This is a genomic window from Pseudomonas graminis, from assembly GCF_900111735.1.
Lineage (GTDB): Bacteria > Pseudomonadota > Gammaproteobacteria > Pseudomonadales > Pseudomonadaceae > Aquipseudomonas > Aquipseudomonas graminis.
Window position 1 is genome coordinate 136005 of record NZ_FOHW01000009.1, and the last position, 26282, is coordinate 162286.

The following is a 26282-nucleotide window of genomic DNA, read 5'->3' on the forward strand; positions in this document are numbered from 1 at the left end:
CTGGCAGATCCGGACCGGTTAACCGCGTGTGGATTGCGGCAATTCGGCGACCAGTCGCAGCGACGCCGTCAGCTCATCCAGTTGGTAATGCGGACGCAGGTACGTCACGGCCTTGTACACGCCAGGCTTGCCAGGTACTTCGAAGACTTCGGCGCGGGCTTCACGCAGCGGGAACTTGGCCTTGGCTTCCTGGCTGGCGGTATCGTCCAGCAGCACGTAGCTGGACAGCCACTTGTTGAGGAACATCTCGACGTCTTTGCGCGAAGCGAAGCTGCCGACCTTGTCGCGCATGATCGCCTTCATGTAGTGAGCGATACGCGAGGTGGCGAAGATGTACTGCAACTGCGCCGAAAGACGGGCGTTTGCGTTGGCGATGTCGGTGTTGTACTGCTTTTGCTTCTGGGTCGACTGGGTGCCGAAGAACGCCGCGTAGTCGGTGCCCTTGCAGTGCACCAGCGGGATGAAACCGAGGTCGGAGAGTTCTTTCTCGCGGCGGTCGGTGATCGCGATTTCGGTCGGGCACTTGAGGGCGATTTCGCCGTCATCGGTCTTGAACGTGTGAGTCGGCAGACCTTCCACCAGACCGCCGCCTTCGACACCACGAATTGCCACGCACCAGCCGTAGCGCGAGAACGCGTCGGTGACCCGAGTGCCCAGAGCGTAGGCAGCGTTCATCCACAGGTATTTGTTGTGGTCACGGCCATCGACACTTTCGACGAAGTTGAATTCTTCGACCGGGGTGGTATCCGGGCCATACGGCAGGCGACCCAGCACGTGGGGCAGGGTCAGGCCGACATAACGGGAGTCTTCGGAGTTACGGAAGGACTTCCACTTGGCGTATTCGACGGTGTCGAAGATCTTCGCCAGATCGCGCGGGCCGGACATGTCGGTGAACGAGTCCCAGCCGAACAGCTCGGGCGACGCAGCCGAAATGAATGGCGCGTGGGCGGCGGCCGCAACGTGGGAGATCTCTTCGAGCAGGTACATGTCTTCCGGGTTACGGTTGAACTCGTAGTCACCCAGCAGCATGCCGAACGGAGCGCCACCGAAGGTGCCGTACTCTTCTTCGTAGATCTTCTTGAACAGCGCGCTCTGGTCGAATTCCGACGAGGCCTTGAGGTCGCGGACCAGGTCTTTCTTCGAGGCGTTGAGCAGGTGAATCTTCAGCGTGGTGCTGGTCTCGGTCTGATCGACCTGGTATTTCAGGCCACGCCAGGACGCTTCAAGCTGCTGGAATTCACGGGCGTGCATGATCTCGTTCATCTGCTCGGAGAGCATCGAATCGATCTCGGCGATGCGCGCATCGAGCACGGCGATCAGGTCTTTGCTTGGCGTCATTTCGCCTTCCAGCACCTGACCCACCAGCTCGCCGATCAGATCACGGGTGCGGGTGCGTTCAGTTTCGGAGCGGGCGACACGGCTTTCGGAAATGATGCTGTCGAGCAGCGAAGACTGCGGGGCGAAGTTTTCCACTTCAACCAGATCAGTGTCCGGCTGGGCCACGGTTTGTTTGTCGTTCATGGTCGTGCTCCTGCTTACTCTTTGGCGTCGGTGGCGGGAACGGCGGCTTCACGACCGAATTCCTTGCCCAGCGTTTTCAGCTTTTCAGTGTTCTGCAACACGTCCATCAACAGCTCTTCGAGCTTGTCGTTGCCGCCCATTTTGTTGCGCAGGTCGGCGAGCTTGTTGCGCACTTCCAGCAGCTTGCGCAGCGGCTCGACTTGCTTGACCACGTTCTGCGGTTCGAAGTCTTCCAGCGCGTTGAAGTTGAGCTCGACGCCCAGCTGCGTGCCGTTCTTGGCCAGGGTGTTGTCGACGCGATAGGCCAGGCGCGGCTTGATGCCTTTGAGCACGCCATTGAAGTTGTCGCGGTCAATGAAGATGAATTTGCGATCCTTGAGCTTGGGCAGCGGCTCAAGGGGGTTGCCGGAAAAATCGCCCAGCACGCCGACGACAAAGGGCAGCTCTTTCTTTTCCTGAGCATCGCCGATGTCGACGTCGTAGGTGATGTGGACCCGAGGGGCGCGAACGCGGTCGAGTTTGTGCTGGGTACTTTCCTTCTTCGCCATCGTGTTCTCCTGTGCGAGCAACTCGCTGCAAGTCATTTTGCGTGTCGGCTCGACGTTGAGCCGAGTGCTTTACAGTCCTTCGATCGTCATCAGCAGGCGCTGACGAATCTCATCTTTCATTTCCATGATGCTGTCCTGGCCCACCAGTTCTTCGAAACTGGCGTTGCCGGCAATCTGCGTGCTGCTGCGAATGACCGAGTCGTCCGGCAGCGTCGAGCGCACCGGGGAGCTGATCACGCAGAACGGCAAGTCGCCAAAATCCTTCAGTCGCTCGAAGCTCACCGGAAAACGCAGACCGTCGAACAGACGGTTCAGGCCCGGTGACTTGCTCACGCAATAAAAAAGCACCAGGTAGTGCACGACGAAGCGGTACAACTCGGCGCTGCTGCGGTTAGGGTCTTTGATGACGCTGCGAAAGCGCGCCAGATCAAAGGAATTGAAGCCGATCACCCAGCGCGTCGGGCTGGTGATGCGGATGGTCTGACCGCTGTCGGCCAAGACCTTGTCGTATTCCAGCGGAAACAGCTCGGGCGTGGTGCTGATCAGGTTCAGCGGCACTTCCATCTCATTGACCAACTGGAACGGAGACGCCGAACCAATCCTGTCGTACAGCTCTTTGAGTTCCTTGAAGTGATGCTGGGTCTCCCGGCCACTGCTGCGCTGGGCACCCTGAAGGTACTCACCGAACAGATTCTGGGGACGAATCAACAGCGCCAGCGTGGCCAGGTAATCGGACGCCTGTGCTTTAAGCACGTCGGAAATAGCCCGGGTCTGGCTGCGCAGCTTTATGAGTGCTTCTACGTCAAACGTTTGAGTCATGGGTACATCGTCCCTGAACCTTTCTCAACAATGCGGCGAATGCGACGAGACAGCGTGAAGAGATACGCGTTGCCCGGCTGGCACACCTTCTCGAGAAGCAGTCCGGATGAACGTCATCCCGAAAACTCGCTGCGAAGATTAGGCGCGTGAAACGTGGCCGAACACCGATAGCTAGTAGCCAGCAGTGTCAGCTCAGGCAGTTAATTGTGTGGGAAAGTTCCTACAGACGCGAAGTTTTTCTCACATTTGATACAGGCCGCAATGATGCTTTATGGCCATTACGATCATTGCGGTGGGCTTGAAAATGGCTCCAGGCCTTGTGGTTCAAGGGCTGCAGGGTTTTATTGGATCCTTTTGACAGTTTTAGAGAAAAGGGCGGAAAGGTGAACCGGTTCACCGACTGATGTGAACTAAGCGGGCAACTAAGGAAAACCGATGCAAAAACGCCTTGCGGGAGGGGGGACGAATCTGTGGTTTTTTGTGTGGCGTCTGGATTCTCTCGGGGGCTGGGTGGTGTAGTTTGCCGGGGCGTGGCTTGGGTCGATGGCTTGGGTTGAGCCTCGTGTTTGTGTACGGGTTTTTGAGGGAAGCGGGCTATGGAAGTGCGAGGTTGGTTGAGGGGGGGGGGGCTGGGGCGCGCGGGGCGGGCGGAGGAGGTTGTGCCAGGGTTGAAGTCAGAGTCAGCTTCTGCCGACGGCAAGGAGCGGGGGCAGGAGGAGCCGTTGTCGCGGGTGCAGCAACTTCTGAGCGGGTTGCCGGTTTGTCCGGCGCCTGGTGCGTTCGCGACGCCGCCGCCCGCTTGTCCTTCGGTCTGGGAAAGAGATAAGGCATTACTCGCCAGGTATCACGCCTATGTGGACGACGCCGAGAAAATTGGCTGGCGAGCGATGCCAGACGCTTCTCGGGAAGAGGGACGTGAGCTTGCAGCTCAATGGCGGTCCAGGGCGATCGACCTTTCCAGCGCTAAAGCCACCGAGCAATGTGACGGAATTTATTGGTACTTCCAGAACGCAGCCATCGCTTCACTGTTCGCGGAAGGGCCGGAATCGGAAGCCTTTGCCCGCTACAGGAGGGACGCGGAATCGTATCGGGGATGGAGCAGGGTCGGTGGTCAGGTGCAGTTGTTTGATGAGTATGTGACCGTGATTGCGTCTGGCGCACCGCTCGGGCCGGATATTTAGTGACTGACTGACTGGTTTCTGTGGGAGTGAGCTTGCTCACGAAGGCAGTGTGTCAGTCGATATGTTCGTTTCAGAGCCACTACGGGTTGCATGAACGCCGAGGATTGCATGCGTTACCAAGATCCCCTGTAGGAGCGCGCTTGCCCGCGAAGGCAATCTGCCTGTGACGAATGTTTAGCCTGACACACCGCGTTCGCCAGCAAGCCGGCTCCTACGGATCATGTGAACGCCGACAGTGGTGTGCTTTGCGAAAATCCCCTGTAGGAGCGCGCTTGCCCGCGAACGCAATCTGCCTGTGACGGATGCCTCGCCTGACACACCGCTTTCGCAGGCAAGCCGGCTTCTACGGATTGCGTGAACGCCGACGATGGTGTGCGCTGCGAAGATCCATTGTAGGAGCGCGCTTGCCCGCGAAAGCAATCTGCCTGTGACGGATGCCCTGCCTGACACACCGCTATTTCGCGGGCAAGCGCGCTCCTGCAGGGGATCAGGTGGCACCGAAGATGCGCGTTGGACGCAAGAACTGTGAGAGGTTGCTCGCGATGAGGACCTCGGACTCCCTCACGGCCCTTCAACGTACAAAGATTTGTACCGCGCCATGGCATCCGTGAGCCGGCGATTCAGATACTCATTGGTATGCCCAAGCGCCGCCAGGATCTGCGCAGATTCCTCGTGATAGGACGCGCGCTTTTCCAGAGACCACGTCGATGGCGCGGACTGGAGATTGGTGATCCGGTCGCACAATTTGATGGCCGCCGCTTCCCGGGAATGCGCGGCGATTGCCTGGAAATAGCGCTCATCCGAGAAGGGCACGATCAGGTTCTTGCTCAGGCAGGCGACGGTCGATGCGACAGCGGCGCCGAACACTTCAGCCAATGCCTCCTCCGAGATCGCGGTGTCCTCGATCACGTCGTGCAGAAGCGCGGCAGGCATCGCGATGGAGAGATCACCGATGTCACTTTCCCGGTCCGCGAAAATCAGCTCGTTGGCGACCATCGCGACATGGGTGGTATACGGCAGATCTGACCCCTTCATCATCTGCCCGACGTGGGCGTGAGAAGCGAACAGCCAGGCTTTGTTGTAGAGATGCTGCAGGTCGGTGCACGTCAATCAATTCACTCCTGAGATGGGGGAGATGGGCGGTGAAGGCTTTCCAGGGGCTGGCCGTCGGGGAGCTTGATTTTTAAACCGCGACCGATCTGGATGCCGATGTAGTAAGCGATGCCGAGTGCATGGGCAAGCTCCGGATCCGTCTCCTCGAACTCCTTCCCGGCCCACGCACCAATGGTCAATTTGTGCAGGCGGCTCTTATCTTTTTCGGTGCCCAACAAAATGTTTCTGATGAAGTCGAGTTGGATCAGCGAGCTTGCGTAAAGGGGGAACGCTGGACACGATGCCTCCCTCTGGCGGGTGATCGCAATGGCTTCGTCGATGGAGTCGATGGCTTTTTTCAATTCGTCGCTCCCTGTCATGCGGCCGCGTTTGCTAGATCGCGCTGCCTCGGTTCGAACCTGGCTTCTGCATTAATAATTCGTCCAGCTCTCGCCGGCGGCAGCGGTTGACGAATTGAACCGCTGAGGCGAGATCGTGCTGGAAGCGTTCGAACATTTGTTGGTCTATTGCGTAATATTCTGCGTAGTCCACAAAGCCGCTGCTTACGGGGAAGGATACGTAGAACTGGCCTGAGGTTTCTTCGACTCCCAGGGAGAACATTTCTTCGCGGTTTACGTAAGTGTTGCTGAATGTCATCGTTCGTAGGGCTCCAGTTTGCTTGCTAAAGCAGCTTTAGCGCTGCCGCATTATGCAATATCTGGTAAAGCTCGCTGCGCAAAGCTTTACACAGGTTGGTTGTCGTTGAGCAAGGCGGAGCGAATGAGGTCGAGTTTTTGTCTGGTCAACCGTCAGTGATCGACGATGAATGTATGTGCTTATGGGCTAGGGAACGGTAATGATTGATGCGCATAATCTCAAGAAGGTCAGTTGCACATTGCTAACATTCCTTTTATCCAAGATGGCCCTAGGTCCATCCAATCTTGAATATTTCTGGCGTCTGTACCTCGTGGTGGCGCTGCTGGCGATTTTGTGGACTCTCTACCTGGTTTATTTCTGTGAGAGATTTACCGTTTATATGATCTCGCTGGTGGTGGCGTTTTTAGGCGCGTTTTGTTTACCAGTCTGCTCGGTCGCGTATGTCGCTGCAGGAAGCATCTGGGGCAAAGTGGGTCTTTTGCCCTTATTGCTAGGGTGCGCCCCGGTCGGTATCACGCTGCTGACCTACTATGTACTGGCCAGAGGTAGACCATCCTTTCATCCGTTCGAATATAACGGGCTAAAAGTCCAGCCGAGGTATCAGGATAGGCAGCGATCACCTGCCTCGTATAATCCCGTGTTAGTTGCCGGAGCTACAACCTTGGCGGCAAGCATTACTATAAATTCACTCGGCCATTTAACTGGTGCAATGGTCGCTATGGTTGGACTGCAGGCGTTTTGCATCGCCGCGTTGTTTCACGCTCGGCACATCATCAGGGGGCTACGCGCGCTCCGCCTTCAAGAACAATCAATGCCTACGCCCTACACGTTCATGCAAATTGACCAAATCCGCCAAGCGCGGAGGCGTTGGTATTTGGGCAGATTGTTTGCGTTGATCGCGTCTTGGAGGGCGTCGCAGGATGACTGATTGCTCGATGATTCGTCTCGACTTGGTTTGGTGGGTATCTCGCGTCGCTGATTTGTGAACGGTTATAGCGACGGAAACGGCGCGGTGTCGGTTGACGTCATCCGATAGTCCGGCGGGATGGAACCGGAAGGCAGTTGCAGGGCAGAAGCCAGTGCCCATTCGCCGATGGGTGCGCGTCTAACACATTTCGACAAACCAGAGACCGTTTGGCTGCGCAGTCTTCCTGCGACGAGGCGGACTGCTGGAACTCCCAAGCACGATACTCAACGCTGCGCAAAATCGACTCACCGGGTTGACAGGGAGATGCTCAAAAGTGTCTCCTTTCTCGCGGTGACGCCTGTAACGATTCTGAGACTGTGACCTCCTTCGCAGTTTAGGCGCTGCGAAGATATGAGAGGTCCGACTTCCTGAATACTTTTCGCAGCCTGTTGCAAGGCTTGGAATTCAACTACGGGGACAGTTGCCGCCGATTGCAATTTTTTTATTCGAAAAGCGATCGTTCGCTACAAGCGTTGATAGAGCGACCGGGGATTCATCATTAATGTGCGGATTGGAGTTATCTGGTTCAATGAATACGATGTATGATCCAGACCCGCGTACAATCAAACGAGGCCCCCTATTGACCTTTCTGTTTGTCGTGGGCGCAGGTGCGTTTGGGCCTGCTAACTTTCCTGAATGTACTTGGCTATATTTCGGTTTCGTGGCCTTATTGTTTTTATATGCGCTCTATATGATTTACTGGTGTGAAAGTTTCACCTCTTTCACACTCGGCATGTTTTCCTCATTTGTATTCTCATTTGGCGTCGCTGCGGCGGGTCTAGCCCATGTCGCGCTTGTCGTAGATTTGCACGCTTCGAGATCCCAAGCCGCCATTGCAAATATAGGGCTCGTGGCATTGATGGCCTTGATTTACGCATTTGTCTATTTTTTTCCTCGAAAGAGTTTTCCTTTTCAAACCGATGGAAACAAGGTTTCACGTGTCGCTATCCGAAGCAGTGATTACGGTCCCGGTCTTATTGCAGGTATCGGCACCGTGGTATCAGCTCTTTTGATTAACTCTGTGTCATCGCTCACGTCTAGCGCCGTCGCGGTGTTGGGCGTCTTTTTTGGCTGTGTTGCCCTTATGCTTTATGAACGGGATGCGATTAGCGGCCTGCGCACCCTCCGTTCTCGGGAGAAGTCCATGGCAGCTCCATTCACCTTCAAGCGAATCGACGAGATCCGTGAAGCGCGCAGCCGCTGGTGGATCAGTAGGTTGTTCAAGTGGGTTAGTTCCAGGCACCAGTGACCAGGTGCGTGACTTTAGGTGATTCTGCGCACGCTGAATTGTCTCTTCGCGTGTTCGCTTAAGGGGTAAAGGAGATTTACATGATCATGAACCTCGCAGCGTTTCTCGTGCCGCAGAGCGTACGGCTGATCGAGTCTAGGCTATGCCAATCCGAAACTGCCCAATGGCGCGCTGGCGACGGACGCAGGACCTCTAACAAATCAGTCGTTGCTTGGGAGGTATGGATTGGGTTGGAACATTTGTTGATCCATAGGGTTGAAGCAAACAGATAAAGAATGCGTTGAAGCGTTGAAAAGGGTGATGGCTGATGATTTTGGGCTCCGATTATCTTAAGCGTGGTGCTTGGGTCTGTTTCAGTGTGCTCGTGTTTGCTATGGTTTTAGGGCTCTCTGTTGTACCGTTCTTCTGGTGTGTCTACTTATTTGTTTTTATCTTGAAGCTTAGCTGGTTTCTTTACCTGATCTATTTTTGCGAGAGGTTTACATTTTATTTGTGGTCGGTCTTAGCAAGTGTGCAGAGTTTTCTGATCGTGCTGGCAAGCAGTGTTGCGTTTTCTTCCGCCGCCGACGTATGGGACTTGGCAAGTGCCGAGGCGTTCATTGCAGGATTGTTACCCGTGGCTTTAGTATTTTTGACTTATTTTATAATCGCGCGCACAAAACCGTCGTTTCATCCGTTTGAATACAGTGGAAACAAGGTAAAGGTAGTGCCGAGAATTAGTCAGAGTAAGTCAGCAAGGTATCCGGCTGCATTGTTGGCTGGTGCCTCCACATTAGTCGCGACTATCTTCGTCAAAATCTTTGGGGTACCCGCAGCGGGAGTTGTTGGTGCGGTCGTCCTGACGACCTGCGCTTTAGTGATTCTTTACCACCTGCGTCATTCAGTTAGAGCCCTGCGCACGTTGAGCATAAAAGAAAAAACCACATCAGTGCGCTACACGTTTATGGAAATCGACGGCATCCGCGAAGCGCGCGGTCGGTGGTGGATCAGTAGATTTTTCACCTGGGTTGCCTCTAGGTGCGCCTCGACGGACGCCTAGGCCATTCGGGGTATGGTAGCCCGTATTTCCCAATACCTTCGGCAGGTATCCGGTACAAACGGGATTCCGGCAATCGGCTCTACCAGAATGCTGGAGTAACTATAGGTGATTTTGTTCCCCACTTGACGTAGCTAGTAGGCCGTCTGGCTCTGTAGTGCCCTCTGGATCTGGTGAATCCTCATGAAGACCTTGACCCTGAACCTGCGGCGCCGCCGCGGTAGGGTAGATCACTAAATGTGTATCTGATGTGGGGCCAAGTTCACGAGTGGCCATGGCTATGTCACCTTTAGGGATGATTTACACATGAGCCTCGACCACCTTTGTCGTTGGCATCGTAAAAAACTTGGGACAAAGTAGCCTCAGTGCTGAGAATTTCCAGTCCTCAAGACGCTGCCATATTCGTGAATTGATTCGGCGAGTTAATTAGCTACCCCTCGTCTAGTTCCGGGCTTCTGTATGAGCAACTCGTCCAGCTGTCTGTTGCGGCATTTGGTAACGAACGTCAGTGCGGCATTCAGATCACTTTGGAATAGATCAAGTTGCGCGCGATCAATTTCGTAATATTCTTCATACTCAATCATGTCATTTCTCACCGGAAATGAAGCATAGAACTTTCCTGAAGATTCCTCTATTCCTAGTGAGAAGCGCTTTTCGCGATTGAAGTAAATATCTGTAAATTTCATAAGATCCTCTGCGATAGATCAGTCTTTAAAATTCGAGGCGCGGATACCTCTTATTTATGCCGGCAGGTGTCCTCCATCACGTTGTGCAGAAGCGCGGCAGGCATCGCGATGGACAGATCACCGATGTCACTTTCCCGGTCCGCGAAAAATCAGTTCGTTCGCGCTCACCATGCCACCTGGGCGAACCGCCCTGAAGAGTGATATCTCAGAAGGACAAATCGATGCTGATGATCTTTTTGCTCTTTTCCAACGCTTCGCTATCGCTTGCCCCGTCTGGCGCTAACCAGTTAATGACACATCCCTCCTGCAGAGGTTCGTCAATCTGGCGAGAGGTTGGGTTTGCGCAATGAGCACCGAGTACCTCAGACATTCTTTTGCTGATTGCTCTCATGTTGCCGCTCCTGACCCGATGACCCAGTGTCAATCCTTCAAATGATTATGCTCCATCAGGAACGGAGTCAGGGCCGTTAAGCTTGTCCCGGACGTGGTGTGCTGTGCGCACCAAGGGATCCCACAAGCCTGCCTCGCTGTTCCACGCAGCGCCCGCCCAACGTTGGTCGGCGGTCAACTCAGCCCTGCGTTCGACCAAGCGTCGTTTGAGGATATCTGAGACGGCACTCAAATCAATCTTGGGCAGCGCTGCATATGGCCCGTCTGGCTGCGCTTCTTTATTCGCGAGGCAGTAGCAGTAGCACCAGATCCAGCTTTGAGCCATATAGATCGCCCGATTTTGATCTGGATAATGGTTGAGCAGTTTCAGCAAAGCCTGAACAAAACTCGCTGAGAATGAAGCGTTACGGGCGTTAAATTGCGGCATGAACAGCCGATCGAAAGCTACGACAACATTCTGAGGGTCGGCGTTGTCGTCTTTGGTCTCGAGAAAATAAAAGGGCTCGCCTGCGAGGAATCTGTCGAATTCATCGTGATGCAATGCAAGCTCAAGTACGTTGGCAGGTTCCTTGTCCATTCAGTTCTCCATCGTGAGCGTGTGGCGCGTGAACGAGGGTGATTTACGGCGTGGTCTGCGCGGGCTGCTTAATTGGAGGGAGACTACATCAGTTAGGTCGCTTCGAAAGCGTGTTCGGCTTCGATTATGATAAGACCCAGTGACAGGTTCTAAGGCCACTGATCCGTAATGACTCTAGCCATCCCGAGCTTACGATGGCTGATCAGTTCCGGAATCTCGCCTCGGGAAATCAGGTGTAAAGCCTTCAGTAGTACTGCTTTGAAGCGAATGAGTTGATACTCGGTGGTGATCTCAAAAATCGCCTGCGGCCGGTCAGTCAGTGCGCAGTCAATTGCACGAAGGGCCGCTTCTATTTTTTGTTTGGCAGTTTCTCTGCTGTTCATGGTGGTGGCGTCCTGCATGACTTTTCTTCCGTTTTCAAGATTCAGAAGCTCCCCGGCCCACGTGACCAAAACTGCCGGCAGCATGCCGGTGACGGGCGCCGGTTGAGGAGAGCGGGCGTTGCTCAAGCCAACCGAACGCCATCAGCGCCTAGTCGTTTTGAGACATGAATTCACGCATCCATTTCAGGGCCGGCGTTTCTCCTCCCGTGAGCTCAATGCAGAAAGTTGCAAACGCCTGCTCAAGCGGTTCGTACGCCTGGAGGCCTCGTTCGCTAAACCGGTATCGCCCCGGAATCTGGCCCCACTCCCAAGGAGTCGTAATCGCCCCTTCCATGACGAGCTTTAGCAGAGGCTTCAGGTCAGCGTATAGCTCGGCTGCCTCACCATCGAGATCGGCATGCGCCTCGAGCTCGGTTTCCAGGTTCAGCGCTGCAGCGTGAAGTTTGTTGTTACTCATGGTGAATTCCTTCGCATGCAGCTGTGCATGAAATCCTTTGTAGATAGTGCGTTCGGGCGTGTTACTTGCCGCGTCTCGCTTTGAAGGCTTTGAGAGCGGCGGACTCGCCGCCGGTAAGCTCAATGTAGAACGCAGCGTATGTTTCGGACAAATCACTGTAGCCTTGGAGATGGGTCTCCGAGAGCAGCTTGTAGCCTGGGATATCTCCGATTTCCACCTCCTGAAGAATGCTGCATCGCTCGGCCCGCTCGATAAGGTCCTGAAGCGAACCCGATAGTAACGCTGCGGCAGGGTCAACGACTGCGTATTTATCTAGCGTGCGCTGCAGCTCACGCGCCGATGCCTGGAGTTTGTTTTTATTCATCGCGGCCCTCTTCAAAACTGCCTTCCTGCGCATTACAAAAGCTGACCCTGCTGGTCAGCGCTCCGCGGCAAGTTGCCGGTCTAAACGGGATTTCAGTCATCCTCTAGCCCTCGCTGCTCAAGTGGTGTTGAAGCGAGCCGCCACGGCTCTGCTGATGGTTGGGTAACCGCACCTTCGTGGCGTTCGGGCCGCAGTCCGCAGGCTGTGATCTGAGGGTGATGCGGATTCATGGAAACACGCTTCGAATCGGCGCAAATGCCAATAGACGAACGTCCCGCTAGAGATTATCAGGCACGAAGTCGGGACCTTCAAACTTGTCCCGAACGCCTAACGCCATGCGCATCAATGGCTCCCAGAGACCTTGCTTACTGTTCCACGACTCGCCTGCCCACCGCGTATCATTAATCAATTCAGCTTTGTTGACCTCAAGTTCGTGCTTGAACGCTCTTGCGATGCCAGCTGTATCCATTTCAAAAAGGGCACCATACTTGCCGTTTGGATTTGACTTCTTTTGGATGAGGCAATATTGGTAATACTGGATCCAGTAAGATACAGCATAAATCGCTCGATTTTTGTCTGGGTAGGTGTCCAGAGCCTTCAACATTGCTGTTGCAAATTTGACCGCAAAGGTTTCATTCTTGGTTTTTGTCCAATAGTCGAGCACTAATAAGTCGAAGGCATCTCTCACATTTTGTGGTTCTTTTGTATCTGTCTTAGCCTCTACAAAGTAGAAAGGCTCACCGACTATAAATTTGTCGAGTGCGTCGTCTGCTAGCGCGACAAGTAGCACATTGTCCAGGTTATCTGTCATTGGGTTCACGTCCTTGCGCAGTCAATTGCACGGATGGCCACCTCTTTTTTTGTTGGCGGTTTCCCTGCGGTTCATAGCGGGGGTGGCATCTGGCATGATTAATCCTTTCGTTTCCAGGGCCCAAGGCCTACCCGGGGCACGTGACCATACTCCCGCTAGCATACCGGCGATGCGCGCCGGCCGGGTAGGATGAGCGCCACAGCGTGAAGCCCGGTATTGTTCATATGGAATTGCTGCGCACGTAGCTATGGTGCAAAAGCCAGCCGCGTGTTCGCTAAGTCAAAGCCCTCGACCCATGTGACCCACAACGAAGAACTTCTGATGACCAACGATCACACCCCCGACTTCACCAAAGTCCCCGCCGGCCTGACGCCGTTCCCTCCGATTGAAAACGTGTTTGTCGCCGATCAACTGGAGCTGGCCAACCATCTGCACCCTTTGTTCAGCGTTGATATCAGCACCGTAAATCCCGAGTGGTCGGGCGTGCTGCACATGCTCAGCCCGCTGGAGCCCTACGAGAGCCTTGTTGGCGAGCTGACCGAGTGGGACGGGTGCCACGGTGATTTGCTGAAAACCAACTGGATCGGCTTCGCGGTCGAGCACGGGCGTTACCGCTTGTGCGGCGACCCGCGCTATTTTTTTCTGCATGAGGGTAACGCGCACCTGGCGGACCCTCATCCAGGCGCGAGAGCAGATTTGGAGCAGCACTACGCTGAACAGCACAGTGCGTTTATCAGTACCGTCGAGCGCTTTAACACCAGCGGGGTGCTGGCGCGCGAGCAGGGCGACCCGCTTTATCCGGTCGAGTTCGTCTCGCAGTTGGGCGGTGAAGTCGATGGGGTCGCGAACTGGGTGGAAACGGTCGAGTTTCCGATGCAGATCGTTGAGATCGATGCAGACCGCGGCGACACGAATGTCTATCCGCTGAGTCCTGCGGGCAAACGGTTTTTCCACGTGGCGAGCGTTCCGGGCTGGCATTACCGAACGGCCGGCGCAGACCTGATCGTCATGTTCTACGAGCCAATTGAGCGCTTGGTTTTGTTTACTTTCGATTACAGCTGAATCCATGAATACGGCGAACGCCGTCGGGGTGAGGCTCTCGACTCAAGACAAAGCCCAGCACAACGTGGAGGCAGAAAGGGGCGCCGTTGAGGCGTACACGCATTGGCCCAAGCGAAACAGAAGCAAACCTGCCTTCCTTACTGTCCCTCTGCAGCCGTTGATACCGGGTAGGGCATTTAAGGCCCTGGCTTCGATTATGGCTATGTATTGACCTAGTGGCGCTGATCGATGTGGTTACCACGCGCGCGCGCATAGTGGCGAGAACAGTCGAGATAGCATTTACTCACCGTTCTGCCCATTATTCCTGGATTCGATCCATAGGCTCAGCGACAGTGGTTCGCCGCCCGTCACCTCGATCGAAAAATCCGCGTACGTGTCTTCAAGCTCGCCGTACCGCTGAAGATTTTTCTCGGTAAACCGATAGTGGCCAAGTACTGCTCCTATCTGAATGGGTTCGGATAGGTTGCCCGCTTTTGCCAGCTCTAATAACGGCTTTAAATCGGAACAGAGGGCAGCAGCTTCGGGATCTATCTCTGAGTATTCATCGAGCTGATGTTGTAGCTTTAAGGCAGTGCTTCTTAGTTTGGTGATATTCATCGCTAATTTCCTGCGATCTCTGGTGCCCGCCCGGGGGCAGAGCACGTTTACGTTCATGCGCGTAGTTTTAAGGGAGACAAGCGAAGGGTGCAGCTGAAGCTAGCACGTATCGGTGGAATGCAGGTTGTCACTTCATCTGTTCTCGAAGCCACTTCAAAGCTGGCGTCTCTCCTCCTCTTGCCTCAATCGAAAAATCCGCGAATGCATTTTCCAGGTCGCGATATTGCTGGAGGTTTCTCTCTGTAAAGCGATAACGTCCCGGCACGTCTCGCACTTCAAGCGGGTTCGTGAGGGTGCCAGCTTTTGCTTGTATCAATAATGGCTTCAAGTCAGCATGAAGAGCCACGGCTTCTGGATCTATCTTGGAATGTATCAACAGCTGGTATTCAAGGGCAATGGCTAGTTCTTTGAGTCTTGGAATGTTCATGGTTAATTCCTGATTGGACCTATAGGGTTGACGGATGACCAATCTCCGCGATTTGGAATAAAGTAGAACGCCGTGCTGCTGGGTACCGGAGGTTATCCATTTCCAGCAGCTGCTGCCATCACTATGTTTGGCTTGAGAGTGTCAGTCAGGCGAACCTCTCACATCTCCAGGCTTTTGGATAAGCAACTCGTCCAGTTGTCTGTTTCGACATTTCGTGACAAACGCTAATGCAGCGTTAAGGTCCTTTTTAAATAGTTCGAGCTGTGCATGACTAATCTCGTAATACTCTTCATAGTCAGTCGTGCCGTTAGTCACCGGAATTGAAGCATAAATTTTCCCCGAGGACTCCTCAATACCTAGGGAAAAGCGCTCCTCGCGATTAAAGTAAATGTCTGTAAATTTCATAAGGTTCTTTTCGGTAGTAGAGTGTTCATAAATCGATCCGCGGATAATTTGCCGGGATCAATAATGGAGTGAAAGTTTTCAACTAAGGTCACAGGTCCTGAAATTACAATCAGCTTTCACGGGCCCGGCATGCCTCTGTCAAAGCTTCAAGCGAAAGTGCCATGTGGCGAAGGCATCGCTAAAGATTGTTAGGCACGAAATTCGGACCTTCAAGCTTATCTCGGACCCATGATGCCAAGCGCATCAATGGCTCCCAGAGCCCTTGCTTACTATTCCACGACGCGCCTCCCCACCGAGTATCGGTAATCAATTCAGCTTTGTTAACCTCCAACTCCTGCTTAAGCATACCTGCGACGACGTCTGTGTCCATTTCAAAAAGCTCACGATACTTGCCATTTGGATTTAGCCTCTTTTGGGCCAAACAATCGTGGTACAACCAGATCCAGTCAGATACAGCATAGATCGCTCGATTTTTGTCTGGATAGGTTTTCAGAACTATCAACATTGCTGTTACTAATTCGCCCGGAAACGTTTTATCTTTAGTCTTTGTCCAATAGTCGAGCACCAGCAAGTTGAAGGCCGCGCTCACGTTTTGCGGTTCGTCTGTGTCTCTCTTAGCTTCTTGAAAATAGAAAGGCTCGCCGACGATAAATTTGTCGAGTGCGCCGTCCGCTAGCGCGATCAGCAACACATTGTCCAGGTTATCTGTCATTGGGTTCACGTCCTTGCGCAGTCAATTGCACGGATGGCCACCTCTTTTTTGTTGGCGGTTTCCCTGCGGTTCATAGCGGGGGTGGCATCTGGCATGATTAATCCTTTCGTTTCCAGGGCCCAAGGCCTACCCGGGGCACGTGACCATACTCCAGCTAGCATACCGGTGATGCGTACCGGCCGGGTAGGATGAGCTCCTCAGCTTGAAGCTAGATATTAGCTATGGTGAATTTGCTCCTCACGCAGCTGTGTTTCCAAGCCAAGCGCGTGTTCGCTGATCGCCATGGAGATGTGCCGATTTATGGTCACCTGGATGAGCAATCCGCCATTTTTTTGCTCGATTCAATTAGCGTGTAAGAATGCGATTAAGCAATCACCAAGGATACGTTTATGACACTGCCCCGCTTTATCTACCATCCCGATCCCGTCGGTACCGGTTCGGTGCAACCTTCTTCCGTCACGTGCGTGAGTTGCAATCAGGCCCGCGGCTACATCTACATAGGGCCGGTATACGCCATTGAGGATTACGAAAACTCTATCTGCCCTTGGTGCATTGCAGACGGGAGTGCGCACCAGCGTCTGGGCGCGACGTTTGTGGATGACGAAAGTATCGGCCTGGATGGCTATGACACGCTGAGCGAGGCGCAGATCGCCGAAGTCTGTCAGCGCACGCCTGGTTTCAGCGGGTGGCAGCAAGAATGCTGGTTTACTCACTGCGACGACGCGGCCGAATTCATCGGTAAGGCCGGCCACAAAGAGTTGATTGAAATGGGCCCGGCAGCCATCGCCGCCGTTCAGGACTCAACGGGATTGGAGGAGGGGCCGCAGTGGCAAGCGTTTTTCAATGCCCTGGATAAGGATCATGGCCCGACCGCCTACCTGTTCAGATGTCGCCACTGCGCCACGCTGGGCGCTTATCAAGACAACCATTGACGCCGACCATTGAAGTCTATGAATAAAGCAGAATGGCTAGCTCTCAAGCTCAGGCTTAAAAAGTACTTCGCGATTTTCTTCCTGATCTGCCTTGTAGGGGCGCTTATCTATGGCTACATCCACAAACCTGAGCTTCCTCCTCAAATAGTCCTGAAGCAAAACTTCATACCAGGGGAGTGGCTTTATATCGTAGAGGAGGCGAGGGACCGTTCAGATCCCAAGTGGCTAAAGTTCTACATGGATCATCGTGAATCGACTGACGAAACCATGAAGGTGTATTTGGGCAAGACCCCGCCCTTCCTGGTCTCGGACACCGACTTGAAAGACGTGGAAATCCAGCGTGTCCCCAACGGCCTGCATATCAAGCTGAAAGGAGCCATCTCGGATTACAGCAGCGACCTTTACCTGAAAGACGGGGACACTTACAGCACTTACCGTGTAAGCCTTGAACAAGTCGAAACCCGACCGCCCTTGCCGAGCAGTCGGTGAGCTTATTTCAATAAGGCGATCACTGCGCAGGCAAGCATGATCAACAGCGCCGGCCACTGCATCGGTATGAAAAAGAAGTGGTGGCGAACACCATCGGGGTGAAGCTCGCGATTCAACACAAAGCCCAGGACAACGTTGATGGCTGAACCAATACCCAACCCCATCAAGAGTTGCATGAGTGATGTATTTCCGGGCTTAACGCTGGAATCCGGCCATAACCACATCATTAACATCAACATCGCTAATGGTGTGAACAACGTCATCCAGCCTGCGCCGCGATAGATCATCATCGGACGTTCATCTCAAAAACATTAGCGGCTGGCTTGCGTGCCTGCTCTTCAACCGCCAATACGACATCGAGCGTGCTGAGGAACAGGTCATGGCTCAGGATGCCGGTGGCGATGGTTGACAATACGGGCTTGCCGTTCTCGTCCTTGATCACTACGTTTTCGGTCCAGGCGTTGAGGTCTACCGTGCGCAGTGACGACACCGGCACTCTGTTGCCTTGGTACTCGAAGAAGTCCCGGCTCAGAAGAATTGGCGCCGTGGTCACTTTAAGGAAGCTGCCCGTTACTCGCTTGCCCCAGACCTGCTTTGAACTGATGCAGTTGAAGGTGACCGACTGGCCCGCCTCCAGCGCTTCCGCCACGGCCGGCAGCCGCGCCCGTACGTGTAAGTCTCGGACCAGCTCCTGAAATGCCTGGAAGTCTTTCAACGTATCGATAACCCGATGGAAGGGCTCTGAGGCATTGCGACGATAGGCCAGGTTTGTGATCAGGCCCGTCAATACAGTTTGCCCGGAGCTGAACAGGTACAAGTCCTCTATCTCGGCAAAAGCCGTGTAGTCGCGCTGGTCTTTAGTGATGCGCACGATGCCGTTTCCATAAACTTCGTAGTCGGTATTACGCAGCTTCTTGTGCCAAGCGGTGGTACCCAACAGGCATAGACCGATAAGGGCCAACAAGCCGGTCGTGAAACTAAATACGACGTCCTGGCTGGCGAAATTCATGGTCATCCCGCGGGACGTGTGAAGCGTGACCGGGCCGTTATCGCCCATTGGCACAATCGTGCTCAGATAGAACACGAATGCGGCGAGGCCCAAAAACACTACGGCCAATATCAGGCCGAAAATCAAAAAGGCCTTGCCCTGGCGGAACGTTGCGATCAGCTCGCCGGTGTCGGAAGAAGTGTGGAAGTTGTTTGGTTGCATGAGTGTTTGCGTCCTTGTCTTTGGGATGAATGCGCGGCCTTAGGCGCGGGGCAGGGTAGATGGTGCTTTTTTTAAAGCGTGGGGCGTTGTAGCTGGATTGACCGCATATCCGGCTTGATTACTATCAATGCTCCCTATGCCCGGTCTGCTTGTTTGAGCAATCCCCCAACGCTGTTGGTCAGCGGCAGATATGACAGCGATGGGGTATAGGGATGGCTAGTGTTGCATGCAGAGCTCATATAACCGGGTCCGCAATTCGGCAAACTCATTGTTCTCGTCGATCAAGAGCTGTCCGTCGCAGTACAAAACGATGTGAGTCAGGGACCCCATTCCTCCATACAGTCCGATCATCTGTGAGAGGGCGAAGTTGTAGCCGTGGCTAGATCTGCTCGATACTGATCGAGACGCTCCGCCCATCTGTCTTTATTACTGGCACGTAGCAACGCGGACATGCGGGTCATGATTGCGCATATCGGGCTACTGTTCGTCATCTCTGAGTTCCTGATCCTTTCAGTTGAACTCCATTTGATTGCAATGGGTCGCCCATTAATTTCTGAAAGTCTCCGGTCTGAAGGTTGCTGCGTTAATTGGCTTGGCCGCATAGTACCTTCTGGATCTGCTGAGTTAGGTAACTCTTGTAACACACCGGTTCACCTTGACAATTTTCTTGGCTTTATAGCGTGATTTGTACAACACGTTTGAGGTGGCGGAGTGCGGAAAAACGCATCTGGGATCAAGCGTGAGAGCTATCGCTTTTCCGCGCGTAGTCGGGGGGCATGGCGCGCCAAACTCGTTAGTCTAGGAGACTGGTGTGCTCGTTTAATCCGTGACAAATGTTCTACTGCCCACGACATGGACGCGGATAATACCGCATGGCATCGTCCTGCGTATCTACCTGGCGATTTCAGTATCAGATTCTTCTTAGTGATAGAGCCGGCCAATCTTATGACCTCTCATTGGTATGTTTGGTGAGTTACTTTGTATACACCTAAGAGGAACCCTCTGGTACGAAGCTGGGTCGGCGACCTTTTTCCAACCTTTTCCATTTTGCTACTCTTAAAAAGTCGCACACCGGGATTTTTGCTTTTAATTTCAAGCTTAAACAGCAATGACGCTCTTCTTCACCATTACCTCGCTAGCGGTGCATCCTTCTTCGTTGGAAGTCTTAAAAGGAATGAGCGAGCTCGGCTGCCTCTAGTTTGCAATATCCAAATGAGCCTAAGTGACTTAAAAGTCTAGTTGAATTTTGGTTATTTTTTTGCTTTTTGCCAACGCTTCCATGTCAGTCGACTCGTCGGCATTTAGCTCCTTGAAAAAAACATCAATGCTTGAGGCCAGTACGAACGTATCAACTTCACCGTCGGCTGCATCATGCACCCAATAATAGATCTCGCCCGTTAAGCAGTTTAGACAAAATTGATCGCCTGTTGGTGATTCGCCGAATGTATAAGTGTTTTTAGGTATCCTGTCTGCGTACATCTCGTTGCGGTAGTATATGTTGTTTTCATCAGGGGCTTCACCGTAAATTATATCTAGATGATAAGTATTTACGCCTGTTCGTATCTTAGCGCCTCGAGTGAATATGATTCCTTGAGTGAAGTCGCTTTCTAAGTCAATTAAAGTCTTGTTGAGGGTGCAGCCTGCTGGAAGGGATTTCTGAATTGTGCGCGGAGTTGATGGTGTGGGTTGGGCACCTAGCTTTTCAATAATGGCTTTGCTGATTTCTTTCATTTTATTCTCAAATCTGATGCTGATCCAATGTGCGGAATATTGCCATGGAGACTGGATGGTATCAATTGAATTGTTTCGCTATCAAGGTGGTGCGGCGTCAGGGAGAGCTGCCGGAGTAACTGCTTTGCGGCGTTCGGGCTGTCTAAGCCTTTAGCTTCTTGGATCTTTAGATACACCGCTTTGAAGTCGGCTTGAGATCCGTCGAGCACTCCAGGTTCGAATTCGATTACACCCTTTGACCATTCCGAAAAGTCAGGTCTGCCGTTAGAAAACGGAATTGGTCTGCCCCCCGTGATTTCGTTTACTGCAGGAATTTGGGAGTACCAATTGCTTTCGCCAGGGATCCCCTGTCCGTCTGGCCCCCATTTCCCTCTGGTTCTAGGCAGTCGGGTTCGGGAGCCATTTGGGAGATTTTTCGCCTCCGCCTGAACGCTACTTTGAGTAGCTTGCGGCTCCGGGCTGGCTGGTGGCCGGACCAACTGAGCAGGTTTCTTCGGCTGCAATTCCTGCAGTTTAAGAAGCTCCTGCTCATTGCGCGCCAACCACTCCGCAAATTCCTTGTTCGTTATTTCGGATCGCAGCCTAAAACTTCGAGTCGCGACGCTTTCCCCAGCGTTCCACGAGTATCTGCCCATCAAAAACGCCACGATGGCGGTTAGCAGCAACAGGACCAACTGCTCTTGCCCGCTTGCGAGTTGTCGGGCGGCACGTTCGGTCCGCTCTTGGATCATTGCGGCTGAACCGCCGGTTGGGTCAAGACCTGGGGGTTTCAAACCATCTTCGGCGTGCCATGCGGTGACGACTCCGTGATACAAATTCATCGCGCATGGAGCGGCGCCTTGGCAGAAGTATTCGGCAATGGACGCCAATCCCAGCGCCATGAGAATAATATTGCCCACTTCCAAGCCAATACTGCCGCCGACCGCTGCTCCCGGTAGTGCGCCCGCGCCGAAAGCAAGGGAGCCGACTGCGCCTCCAATCCCGGCGCCTACTGCAACGCTCCCACCCATTATCATCACCACTTCCCGCACCAGCTTGAGCAGCACCGGTAGGATTTCAGTGATGTTGATCGACGCCAACTTGCGCGTGAGGTCGTCCAGCACTATCGGGTAGGAGAGGGCCATCGCCTGCTGTAGGTGATCGATACGGGCTCCGCCGATGTAGCCGTAAGCCTGACTCACGCCATTGCTGACTCGGCGGCTCATACCGTCCCAACCGTCGTTGGCGCTCTGCAGACCCTGATCGATGCTCTGATTAAGCGCGCCGAATTTATGGTCGAGGTTTCGCTCGATGTCGTCCCAGCTAGGTATGTTGGCTAAAAAGTCCATTTACACATCACAGTCCTGGAGAGAGGCGCCATGGAGCGCTTTGAATGAGCGTGTCGGTTGCGGCTGGGCGTTATAGCTAGCACGTTGCCAGCAGGAGACGTCAAGTCCGCTATCGACCGCTAAAGTACGATTTAATTTCCAGCCCCGTGCATTTTTCTCATGTTTTTTACACTCGGCAATGATGGCAGAACACCTTCACTCAACCAACTGATGCCTATAACCCCCGGCAAGCGCCTGTGATTACGGGCACTTCGACACATTCACCCGCCGGTTAAGAAATTTCAAACGGGATCCACCATGTTGCGCGACGCTCCGCAAAATCGATTCACCGGGTTGACAGCGGGATGCGCATAAGTGTCTCCTTTGCCGCTGTGAAACATCTGTAACGATTTCGAGACTGTGATGTCGTTCGCGAATTCCAGTGCCTGGTGGCACTTTCGCATTGCAGCGCGGTCGCAGTGTCCAGCAATTGAATTTTTACCCGGAACCAGGTGGCGGTGCTGCCGATTGCGCACATGCGCGCGGACCTAACCGTCGATTCCGAGACTGTTGTTTTAAAGAAGCGTCTGTAGCTCGGGTCCTACGTGATTGTAGGAATGTGCCCACGGTCGATGGCGAACCCGCCCCGTGGTGCGTCATCTACCCGTAAGCGACGATGCAACAAGGGCTCCGGCCCCCTTGTCGGCTCGTAACCTGTTGTTGCTGAGCATGGCGGTAGCGTTCTACCCCGTGCCATCCAGGAGATTTTCATGATGATGGACCTTGCCGCGTTGCTCTCGCCCCAGAACCGGCGCCTGTTCAAGTTCAATAACCTCGCCAGTCCGGACCAGCAACTGCTGCTCGAATCCTTCAAAGGTCGGGAAGCGCTGTCCCAGGCGTATAGCTTCGAGCTGCTGCTGATCTGCGAAGACTCAGGCGTCGAGCTCAAGTCGATGATGGGGCAGTTGGTCACTATCGAAATCGAACTGGCCGACAGCACGCCGCGCTATATCGCCGGCTACCTCACGCGGTTTGCCAGCACCGGCAGCGACGGCGGCATGGCCCGCTACACCGCGACGCTCAACCCCTGGTTCTCGATGCTGAAAAACCGCTTCGACACGCGGGTCTTTCAGGGCAATACCGTCGAGGAAGTGGTGACCCAAGTGTTCGCCCTGTGCCCGGCGTTCTCCCACCACGAATTTCGCCTCACCAAGCCGCAAAAGCGCTACACCTACATCACCCAGTACCGTGAAACCGACTTCAACTTCGTCCAGCGTCTGCTTGAAGAAGAAGGGATGTTTTACTACTTCGAGCACACCGCCGAAGGCCACACCATGATCATCTGCGACGACTCCAGCATGCTGCAGCCGTTGCCAGAACAACCGCAGATCCGCTTCCACACCGCGTCCGTCACCGAGACCGCAGACTCCATCACCAAGTGGAGCGGCAACCGCCAGTTGCAGGCGGGCAAGATGGCCGTGCAGACCTTCGACTATCGTCAGCCCAACAACCGTCTGCCCGTCGGCATGAACAGCCTGAACAAGCAGGGCGACGTCGAAACGTTCGAGATCTACGACTTCCCCGGCCAGTACACCCACGGCACCTACGACGAGGGCGAAACCCTGTTGCGCCTGCGCATGGAAGCCTTGGAAATACGCGGCAAAAAGTTCGAAGGGGCGAGCAACTGCCGCGCAATGAAGCCCGGTTATACCTTCGAGCTGGTGCAGCACTACGACCACGATCAAGGTTCCGCCGACGATCGTCAGTTCCTGCTGATGGGCGTCGAAAGCGAAGGCCACAACAACTATTTGAACGGCCATCAGGCGAGCTACTACAACACCTTCTCCTGCGTGCGCAAAAAGATTCCCTTCCGCCCGCAACTGTCCACGCCACGCCCGACGATCTCCGGGCCACAGACCGCCATCATCGTCGGCCCGCCGGGCGAAGAAATCTTCACCGACGAACTAGGCCGCGTGAAAGTCCAGTTCCACTGGGACCGCAACGGTAAGTACAACGACCACAGTTCCTGCTGGGTCCGCGTCGCCCAGTCGGGCGCCAGCGGCGGTTTCGGCAGCATCCAGATTCCGCGCGTGGGCGATGAGGTTGTCGTGGTTTTCCTGGACGGCAATCCGGATCGTCCGCTGATCATGGGCAGTGTCTACAACAGCAAGAACACCCCGCCGTGGTCGTTGCCGGCGAATAAGACGCAGAGTGGTTTTCTGACGCGCTCGACCAAGGGGCACGGCGGTACGGCGAACTTCTTCCGTTTCGAGGACAAGTCCGGCGCCGAGCAGATCATCATGCACGCCGAACGCAACATGGACACCGAGATCGAGGCGGATGAAACGCACAAGGTGGGCGGCAATCGCCAGATCGCCGTCACTGGCACTCACACAGAAGTAATCAAGAAAGACACGGCACTGAACGTTCAGGAAGGCTCGTTGACGATTCAGGTCGATAAGCAATTCGTTCAGATCAGTGCGCAGACGCACATCATCCTTCAGGTGGGATCCAGCAGTATCAAGATCACAGATGGACGTATCGAGATCACCAGCGATTCGGTCGATATTTTCGGAAAGAACGACACCTTCGTTCACGGCAAACGGGTCGATATCAACAAATGAGAAACTCGTCGATTCCAGGCACCCGCACCAGTATGTATGACCGCATCTCGGAGAAGCGCCTCGCAGCAGAGGCGCTTGCTCGCGAGGAAGCCGAGCAGGCTGCCGCTGTGGCGGCGATTGCGATCACACATGAGCCCGCGCCTGTCTTGGCACTGGAACCCTCGCGCAATGAACTGAAGATTGCCGGGCTGGCCCTGTTGATGCCACAACTCCTGGCATTTCGGGATCTCGACATGACGCTTGAGCGGGAAGGCCACCCGGTCATGTTCAGCGCGAAACGTCGCCCGGCGCCGGAAGGGTTGACGCTGGAGCGATCTACCGAGCTCTACGTCGACAACCTGCGTAAGCACCACAGCGACGTCACTGTCGTCCGCCAGAATGATTGCCTGTTGGCGGGTAGCCCCGCAGTGTCACTGGATTACGCGTTCAAGGTAGGCCAGGAACGTCGGCACGGTCGAGCAACCAGCGCAATCATTGCGCCGGCCAATGGTAACGAGCGTCAGTGGTTCAGCGTGTCGACGGTGATCAATCCCGACCAGCCCGCATTTGCCAACTGGCTGATCGAGTTCGACGAAATGCTGGGCCGCATCGCCGCCTGCTGAAATCTTTTTCTTATTACTTATGGAACACGCCTCCAATGGACTATCAGCTTCAGGAAGGATCGATCGTACTGCCGGAAGGCTTTCAGGACCGCACGGTCAACATGTTCGTGCTTGGCACTACGATTCCCGCGCCGCTGAACGTCACCGTCTCCCGTGACAACATGCTCCCTGCGGAAGACCTGAATACCTACATCGATCGTCAGATAAAACTGATTGCTTCAAAACTGCGCGGCTACACCTCTCTGGGAAAGAAGCCCGCCACGTTGTCTGCACAACAGCCGTTGGCCGGTATCCAGATCGATGGCTACTACATGGATGCCGGTCGACCTTATTACCAGCGTCAGGCCGGATTTGAAATTCAGCCAGGTCGCATTCTGGTGTTTTCCACCACGAGCCAGACAGACTTCAGCGCCGCACAAACTGAAAGCTGGCTGCAACTGCTCGCCAGTTTCCAACCCCGCCAGACCCAGGATTCCCCTGCTGAAAACGCCGAGCAGGAATAACCATGTTCGAAGCCGCTCGATGGAACGACGAAATTGAACACACCGGCGCACTGGCCGGGTTTCTGGCAGGCGCAGTCGTCGGTTTGGCGATTGCCGCTTATGCCGCCACCATGGTGTGCTCGGGAGGCACCGCTGCTTTCCTGATGCCCATCGCTCTGGGGCTTCTCGCCAGCGCGCTGCCGGCTTTGGGGGAGTATTTCGGCAAGATGTTCAGCTCGCCGGCCGGGGAGATCCAGCTCCCCGGCTGCTCGACCGATGTGTACATCAACAACCGCAATGCCGCGCACGTGGAACTCAGCCTCGGCCGGTGCGAAAAGCATCCTGCGCCTGTACAGGTCGCCGAGGGTTCATCCAACGTCTTCATCAACAGCGTGGCTGCAGCGCGCAAGGATGACAGGCTGACCTGTGGTGCGAGGATTTCAGGCGGCTCGGACGATGTGTTCATCGGGGGCGGCACGGTTCAATACCTTCACATCGACGACGAAATTCCGGGTTGGCTTCGCGTCGTTGTCGACGTGCTGATGATCGTGGCGTCGATGGGTAAAGCGCTGGTATCAGTCGCCAAGCTGGGGCTGACGCAAGGGTTGAAGGCCGCAGGGCCGTGCGCACTGCGCTTCGGCGCTACCGTTGCCGCGAGCTACCTCACGGGCACCTACATCATTGGCCCGGCAGTCGGGAAAGTCTTGGGCGGGATGATTGGCAATCCCGTCGACCTCACAACTGGCCGCAAGTTGTTGCTGGACTCAGGCGAAACCGATTTCGTGCTGCCGGGCCTGATGCCGATTGAATGGTCCCGCTTCTATGCCAGCGACCTGACCGTCGACAGCGTGTTGGGTCAGGGCTGGGTCTTGCCCTGGGAGCAGAGCCTGCGCCGCAGCGGAAGCTTCGTTTACCTTACCGACAACCAGGGCCGCAGCGTGCCCTTTGTCGACATCGAGCCCGG

Annotated in this window: 32 protein-coding genes; 11 read left to right on the plus strand and 21 right to left on the minus strand. The window is 54.6% G+C overall.

The annotated features are described in order from the left end of the window. Window positions 1–18 precede the first annotated feature (18 nt). From tssC to BMY98_RS09460, 3 genes are all read right to left on the minus strand, one after another. The gene (gene tssC, locus BMY98_RS09450) at window positions 19–1521 is read right to left on the minus strand and encodes a type VI secretion system contractile sheath large subunit (protein ID WP_074887836.1); all 1503 of its coding nucleotides are present in this window, start codon (window positions 1519–1521) and stop codon (window positions 19–21) included. A gap of 14 nt (window positions 1522–1535) precedes the next feature. Next, on the minus strand, window positions 1536–2069 hold the full coding sequence (tssB, locus tag BMY98_RS09455) for a type VI secretion system contractile sheath small subunit (RefSeq protein WP_062387737.1): 534 nt from the start codon (window positions 2067–2069) through the stop codon (window positions 1536–1538). Window positions 2070–2138: 69 nt separating this feature from the next. Continuing rightward, complete coding sequence (locus tag BMY98_RS09460; protein ID WP_074887839.1) at window positions 2139–2888, minus strand: hypothetical protein; 750 nt, start codon at window positions 2886–2888, stop codon at window positions 2139–2141. A 668-nt stretch (window positions 2889–3556) separates the two neighbouring features. Between BMY98_RS09460 and BMY98_RS09465 the strand changes: the two genes are divergently transcribed. Continuing rightward, window positions 3557–4069, plus strand: coding sequence for a hypothetical protein (locus BMY98_RS09465; RefSeq protein WP_139214459.1), 513 nt, complete (start codon window positions 3557–3559; stop codon window positions 4067–4069). Between the two features lie 561 nt (window positions 4070–4630). Here BMY98_RS09465 and BMY98_RS09470 read toward each other — a convergent pair. Genes BMY98_RS09470 through BMY98_RS09480 form a run of 3 tightly spaced genes read right to left on the minus strand, consistent with a single transcriptional unit; the run spans window position 4631 to window position 5818 of the window. Beyond that, window positions 4631–5179 (minus strand): HD domain-containing protein, encoded by a 549-nt coding sequence (locus BMY98_RS09470; RefSeq protein ID WP_074887844.1) that lies wholly within the window; start codon window positions 5177–5179, stop codon window positions 4631–4633. 5 nt (window positions 5180–5184) lie between these two features. Then, window positions 5185–5541 (minus strand): immunity protein Tsi6 family protein, encoded by a 357-nt coding sequence (locus BMY98_RS09475; protein ID WP_074887846.1) that lies wholly within the window; start codon window positions 5539–5541, stop codon window positions 5185–5187. 13 nt (window positions 5542–5554) lie between these two features. Further along, a complete protein-coding gene (locus BMY98_RS09480) occupies window positions 5555–5818 on the minus strand; it encodes a hypothetical protein (protein WP_074887849.1) in 264 nt (87 codons plus the stop codon). 199 nt (window positions 5819–6017) lie between these two features. Here BMY98_RS09480 and BMY98_RS09485 point away from each other — a divergent pair, with 199 nt between their 5' ends. The 3 genes from BMY98_RS09485 (at window position 6018) to BMY98_RS09500 (ending at window position 9073) form a co-directional block, all read left to right on the plus strand. Beyond that, window positions 6018–6746: a hypothetical protein gene (locus BMY98_RS09485; RefSeq protein WP_074887851.1), complete on the plus strand. Its 729-nt coding sequence runs from the start codon at window positions 6018–6020 to the stop codon at window positions 6744–6746. A 619-nt stretch (window positions 6747–7365) separates the two neighbouring features. Then, window positions 7366–8034, plus strand: coding sequence for a hypothetical protein (locus BMY98_RS09490; RefSeq protein WP_139214460.1), 669 nt, complete (start codon window positions 7366–7368; stop codon window positions 8032–8034). Window positions 8035–8341: 307 nt separating this feature from the next. Next, a complete protein-coding gene (locus BMY98_RS09500) occupies window positions 8342–9073 on the plus strand; it encodes a hypothetical protein (protein ID WP_083398756.1) in 732 nt (243 codons plus the stop codon). 419 nt (window positions 9074–9492) lie between these two features. Here the strand turns inward: BMY98_RS09500 and BMY98_RS09505 are convergent, their stop codons facing one another. From BMY98_RS09505 to BMY98_RS09535, 7 genes are all read right to left on the minus strand, one after another. After that, window positions 9493–9756, minus strand: coding sequence for a hypothetical protein (locus BMY98_RS09505; RefSeq protein WP_074887859.1), 264 nt, complete (start codon window positions 9754–9756; stop codon window positions 9493–9495). Window positions 9757–9961: 205 nt separating this feature from the next. Next, the gene (locus BMY98_RS09510) at window positions 9962–10147 is read right to left on the minus strand and encodes a hypothetical protein (protein ID WP_074887860.1); all 186 of its coding nucleotides are present in this window, start codon (window positions 10145–10147) and stop codon (window positions 9962–9964) included. Window positions 10148–10192: 45 nt separating this feature from the next. After that, window positions 10193–10723 carry a hypothetical protein gene (locus tag BMY98_RS09515; protein ID WP_074887863.1) on the minus strand — a complete coding sequence of 177 codons (531 nt, stop codon included), beginning with the start codon at window positions 10721–10723 and terminating at the stop codon, window positions 10193–10195. Between the two features lie 149 nt (window positions 10724–10872). Next, entirely contained in the window at window positions 10873–11232 is a 360-nt protein-coding gene (locus tag BMY98_RS09520; protein ID WP_139214461.1) for a hypothetical protein, read from the minus strand. A gap of 22 nt (window positions 11233–11254) precedes the next feature. Next, the gene (locus BMY98_RS09525) at window positions 11255–11563 is read right to left on the minus strand and encodes a hypothetical protein (RefSeq protein WP_074887867.1); all 309 of its coding nucleotides are present in this window, start codon (window positions 11561–11563) and stop codon (window positions 11255–11257) included. 61 nt (window positions 11564–11624) lie between these two features. Continuing rightward, window positions 11625–11927 carry a hypothetical protein gene (locus BMY98_RS09530; protein WP_074887944.1) on the minus strand — a complete coding sequence of 101 codons (303 nt, stop codon included), beginning with the start codon at window positions 11925–11927 and terminating at the stop codon, window positions 11625–11627. A gap of 277 nt (window positions 11928–12204) precedes the next feature. Beyond that, entirely contained in the window at window positions 12205–12738 is a 534-nt protein-coding gene (locus BMY98_RS09535) for a hypothetical protein (RefSeq protein ID WP_074887870.1), read from the minus strand. A 321-nt stretch (window positions 12739–13059) separates the two neighbouring features. On the opposite strand from BMY98_RS09535, the gene BMY98_RS09540 reads away from it, so the two are divergent. Next, the gene (locus BMY98_RS09540; protein ID WP_074887873.1) at window positions 13060–13800 is read left to right on the plus strand and encodes a hypothetical protein; all 741 of its coding nucleotides are present in this window, start codon (window positions 13060–13062) and stop codon (window positions 13798–13800) included. Window positions 13801–14079: 279 nt separating this feature from the next. Here the strand turns inward: BMY98_RS09540 and BMY98_RS09550 are convergent, their stop codons facing one another. The 4 genes from BMY98_RS09550 to BMY98_RS09565 form a co-directional block, all read right to left on the minus strand. Continuing rightward, window positions 14080–14397 (minus strand): hypothetical protein, encoded by a 318-nt coding sequence (locus tag BMY98_RS09550; RefSeq protein WP_074887880.1) that lies wholly within the window; start codon window positions 14395–14397, stop codon window positions 14080–14082. 127 nt (window positions 14398–14524) lie between these two features. Further along, on the minus strand, window positions 14525–14824 hold the full coding sequence (locus BMY98_RS09555; RefSeq protein WP_074887883.1) for a hypothetical protein: 300 nt from the start codon (window positions 14822–14824) through the stop codon (window positions 14525–14527). 141 nt (window positions 14825–14965) lie between these two features. Beyond that, complete coding sequence (locus tag BMY98_RS09560; protein ID WP_074887886.1) at window positions 14966–15229, minus strand: hypothetical protein; 264 nt, start codon at window positions 15227–15229, stop codon at window positions 14966–14968. Between the two features lie 178 nt (window positions 15230–15407). Next, window positions 15408–15941: a hypothetical protein gene (locus BMY98_RS09565; protein WP_074887889.1), complete on the minus strand. Its 534-nt coding sequence runs from the start codon at window positions 15939–15941 to the stop codon at window positions 15408–15410. A 389-nt stretch (window positions 15942–16330) separates the two neighbouring features. Here BMY98_RS09565 and BMY98_RS09570 point away from each other — a divergent pair, with 389 nt between their 5' ends. Beyond that, window positions 16331–16873 carry a CbrC family protein gene (locus BMY98_RS09570; RefSeq protein ID WP_074887892.1) on the plus strand — a complete coding sequence of 181 codons (543 nt, stop codon included), beginning with the start codon at window positions 16331–16333 and terminating at the stop codon, window positions 16871–16873. 18 nt (window positions 16874–16891) lie between these two features. Further along, window positions 16892–17362: a hypothetical protein gene (locus tag BMY98_RS09575; RefSeq protein WP_074887896.1), complete on the plus strand. Its 471-nt coding sequence runs from the start codon at window positions 16892–16894 to the stop codon at window positions 17360–17362. A 2-nt stretch (window positions 17363–17364) separates the two neighbouring features. Here BMY98_RS09575 and BMY98_RS09580 read toward each other — a convergent pair whose 3' ends face one another. The 4 genes from BMY98_RS09580 to BMY98_RS09595 form a co-directional block, all read right to left on the minus strand. Beyond that, entirely contained in the window at window positions 17365–17652 is a 288-nt protein-coding gene (locus BMY98_RS09580; RefSeq protein ID WP_074887899.1) for a hypothetical protein, read from the minus strand. Then, complete coding sequence (locus BMY98_RS09585; RefSeq protein WP_074887901.1) at window positions 17649–18572, minus strand: hypothetical protein; 924 nt, start codon at window positions 18570–18572, stop codon at window positions 17649–17651. The genes BMY98_RS09580 and BMY98_RS09585 overlap by 4 nt, the downstream gene beginning before the upstream one ends. 1227 nt (window positions 18573–19799) lie before the next feature. Further along, window positions 19800–20303 (minus strand): SMI1/KNR4 family protein, encoded by a 504-nt coding sequence (locus BMY98_RS09590; protein WP_074887904.1) that lies wholly within the window; start codon window positions 20301–20303, stop codon window positions 19800–19802. Beyond that, window positions 20300–21631 (minus strand): DUF6861 domain-containing protein, encoded by a 1332-nt coding sequence (locus BMY98_RS09595; protein ID WP_074887907.1) that lies wholly within the window; start codon window positions 21629–21631, stop codon window positions 20300–20302. Before BMY98_RS09595 ends, BMY98_RS09590 begins: the two co-directional genes overlap by 4 nt. Before the next feature lie 749 nt (window positions 21632–22380). On the opposite strand from BMY98_RS09595, the gene BMY98_RS09600 reads away from it, so the two are divergent. From BMY98_RS09600 to BMY98_RS09615, 4 genes are all read left to right on the plus strand, one after another. Then, the gene (locus BMY98_RS09600; RefSeq protein WP_074887910.1) at window positions 22381–24234 is read left to right on the plus strand and encodes a type VI secretion system Vgr family protein; all 1854 of its coding nucleotides are present in this window, start codon (window positions 22381–22383) and stop codon (window positions 24232–24234) included. Further along, on the plus strand, window positions 24231–24836 hold the full coding sequence (locus BMY98_RS09605) for a hypothetical protein (protein WP_074887913.1): 606 nt from the start codon (window positions 24231–24233) through the stop codon (window positions 24834–24836). Before BMY98_RS09600 ends, BMY98_RS09605 begins: the two co-directional genes overlap by 4 nt. A 35-nt stretch (window positions 24837–24871) precedes the next feature. Continuing rightward, the gene (locus BMY98_RS09610; protein ID WP_074887915.1) at window positions 24872–25339 is read left to right on the plus strand and encodes a DcrB-related protein; all 468 of its coding nucleotides are present in this window, start codon (window positions 24872–24874) and stop codon (window positions 25337–25339) included. Window positions 25340–25341: 2 nt separating this feature from the next. Next, window positions 25342–26282: DUF6531 domain-containing protein (locus BMY98_RS09615; protein WP_175514155.1), on the plus strand; the 941-nt coding region annotated here is incomplete at its 3' end.